The sequence below is a fragment of the Streptomyces sp. MnatMP-M17 genome (genome assembly GCF_900091995.1).
GTDB lineage: Bacteria > Actinomycetota > Actinomycetes > Streptomycetales > Streptomycetaceae > Streptomyces.
In genome coordinates, this window is record NZ_FMDK01000690.1 from 1 (window position 1) to 2,621 (window position 2,621).

General features: G+C 69.9%; 2 protein-coding genes. Both read left to right on the forward strand.

Annotated features, from left to right (window positions below):
- Positions 1–815: ABC transporter ATP-binding protein (locus GA0115259_RS28380; protein WP_141716722.1), on the forward strand; the 815-nt coding region annotated here is incomplete at its 5' end.
- Positions 793–2,621: ABC transporter ATP-binding protein (locus GA0115259_RS28385; RefSeq protein WP_093602309.1), on the forward strand; the 1,829-nt coding region annotated here is incomplete at its 3' end. The genes GA0115259_RS28380 and GA0115259_RS28385, both read left to right, overlap by 23 nt.

Consider the following 2,621-nt stretch of genomic DNA (forward strand, 5'->3'; position numbering starts at 1 on the left):
CGGAGCCGGTACGGCCGGTGGCAGGCGACGCGGGCGGACGGTCGGGCGAGGCGGGCCGACTCGACATCCATGGCGCGGAGTTCCGCTACCCGGGCGCCGAGAAGCCGATACTGCACGGGATCGATCTGACGGCGGCTCCCGGTGAGAGCGTGGCGATCCTCGGCAGCACCGGCAGCGGCAAGACCACACTGCTCAATCTGGTGCTGCGGCTGATGGATGTCACCGACGGCTCGGTACGCGTCAACGGCGTCGACGTACGGGAGCTGGATCCCGAGGTGCTGAGCCGCGCCGTGGGCTTCGTACCGCAGCGGCCGTATCTGTTCTCCGGGACGGTCGCGTCCAATCTGCGGTTCGGGAAACCGGACGCCACCGACGAGGAGCTCTGGCGGGCCCTGCGTACCGCCCAGGCCGCCGACTTCGTCCGGGCCATGCCCGACGCGCTCGACACGGCGATCGCCCAGGGCGGCACCAATGTCTCGGGCGGTCAGCGGCAGCGGCTGGCCATCGCGCGCACTCTGCTGCGCCGGCCCGACGTCTATCTGTTCGACGACTGCTTCTCGGCGCTCGACTACGCCACGGACGCCGCGCTGCGCGCCGCGCTGGCGCCCGAGATCGCGGGAGCGACGGTACTCACGGTCGCCCAGCGGGTGGCCACGGTCCGCTCCGCCGACCGGATCGTGGTCCTGGACGAGGGCCGTGTCGTCGGCAGCGGTACCCATGACGCGCTGCTGCGCGACAGCACGACCTATCGCGAGATAGCGCTCTCCCAGCTCACCGAGGAGGAGGCCGTCCATGGTCTCGCCGGACAGCCCTGACCGGGCGGAATCCACCGGACCGGGCCGCAGACTCCTCGGGCTGCTCCGCCCGCACCGCTCCCTGGTCGCCCTGGCGCTCGTCCTCGGGACCGCCGGGATCGGCTGCAACGCGTTCGGCCCGCTCCTGCTCGGGAAAGCCACCGACCTGATCGTCGAGGGTGTTCTGACGAGCAGTCAGAAAGTCGCGCCCGGAGTCGATTTCGGCCGGGTCGGCGAGGTGCTGCTGCTTTTGCTCGTCCTCTATGCCGCGGCCTCGCTCTTCATGCTCGTCCAGGGCAGGCTGGTCTCGTCCGTCGTCCAGAAAGTGGTCTTCGAGCTGCGCGAGCGTGCGGAGGAGAAGCTCGGGAGGCTGCCGCTGCGCTACTTCGACCGCCATCCGGCCGGCGAGGTGCTGAGCCGTACGACCAACGATGTCGACAATCTCCAGCAGACGCTCCAGCAGACGCTCGCCGAGCTGATCACCTCGGTGATCTCGATCGTCACCATGCTGATCCTGATGCTGGTGATCTCGCCGTCGCTGGCGCTGGTCATGCTGGCGAGCGTGCCGGTGTCGGCGGTCCTCGCGGCCTGGATCAGCAAGCGGGCCCAGCCCCGGTTCACGGACCAGTGGGCCGCGACGGGAGCGATGAACGCGTATGTCGAGGAGATGTATACGGGACACTCGCTGGTGAAGGCTTTCGGCCGGCGCGAGCAGGCCGAGCGGCACTTCGACGCACAGAACGAGGCACTGTTCCGCGCGGGCGCGAAGGCCCAGTTCGCCTCGGGCACCATAGAGCCGTCGATGATGTTCATCGCCAATCTCGGCTATGTGGCCGTGGCGGTGGCCGGTGCGTGGCAGGTCGTACGCGGGACGCTGACGCTCGGGGACGTCCAGGCCTTCATCCTCTACTCCCGCCAGTTCAGCCAGCCGATCGTCCAGGTCGCGAGCGTGGCCGGACGGCTCCAGTCCGGGATCGCCTCCGCCGCACGGGTCTTCACCCTGCTCGACGAGCGGGAGCAGGCTCCCGATCCGGAGCCTCCGGCCCGGCCGGGCGAGGTCCGGGGCCAGGTGCGGTTCGACCGGGTGTCGTTCCGCTACGCGCCCGAGACACCGCTGATCGAGGATCTGTCACTCACCGTGGAGCCGGGCAGTACGGTCGCGATCGTCGGGCCCACAGGCGCGGGCAAGACCACGCTCGGCAATCTCCTGATGCGGTTCTACGAGGTCGACGGAGGCCGCATCCTGCTGGACGGGACGGACATCGCCTCGATGACACGCGACGATCTGCGCGCGCGGTTCGGTCTGGTCCTCCAGGACACCTGGCTCTTCGGCGGCACGATCGCCGAGAACATCGCGTACGGACAGGAGGGCGCGAGCCGCGAGAAGATCGTGGCCGCCGCGCGCGCGACCTGCGCCGACCGGTTCATCCGTACCCTGCCCGAGGGCTACGACACGGTGCTGGACGACGAGTCGTCGGGCGTCAGCGCCGGGGAGAAGCAGCTCATCACGGTGGCGCGGGCGTTTCTCGCCGGGCCCGCGGTCCTGGTCCTGGACGAGGCGACGAGTTCGGTCGACACCCGTACCGAGGTCCTCATCCAGCGTGCGATGAACACCCTGCGCGCGGGCAGGACCAGCTTTGTGATCGCGCACCGGCTCTCCACCATCCGTGACGCCGATATGATCGTCGTCATGGAATCGGGGCGGATCGTCGAGCGCGGCACCCATGACGAGCTGATCCGGGAGCAAGGCGCCTACGCCCGGCTGCACGCAGCCCGCGCCACGCCGGCCCAGGAGCCCCCGCGCGCCGCGCCGCTGACGGCCGGCGG